The organism is Acidisoma sp. S159 (assembly GCF_009766125.1).
In the GTDB taxonomy this organism is placed as follows: domain Bacteria; phylum Pseudomonadota; class Alphaproteobacteria; order Acetobacterales; family Acetobacteraceae; genus Acidisoma.
This window is the reverse complement of the sequence record NZ_LMUG01000045.1, coordinates 79,605-79,827: the sequence shown is the minus strand read 5'-3', so window position 1 is coordinate 79,827 and position 223 is coordinate 79,605. Positions and strand designations below refer to the sequence as shown.

The 223-nt window shown below is 70.0% G+C and carries 1 pseudogene; it reads left to right on the top strand.

Going from position 1 to position 223, the window contains the following annotated elements:
• Window positions 1-223: pseudogene (locus GSQ92_RS13555) on the top strand (hypothetical protein); the annotation flags it as partial.

Sequence of the window (223 nt, the reverse complement as noted above, 5' to 3'; positions counted from 1 at the left end):
GGTGGTCAGTGGTGTGACCGTGGCGTCCGGCGCCTCCGAGGTGATCCAGCCCGGCGGCACCGCGATCGGCAATCGCGATGGCGGCACCGTTACGGTAGGTTCGAGCGGCGTGGATAGCGGCGGCACGATCTTGTCCGGCGGGGCCGAGAAGGTCTCCGCGGGAGGTATGGCGAGCGGCACTGTGATCGACTCCGGCGCCACCGCCACGGTTTCAAGCGGCGGT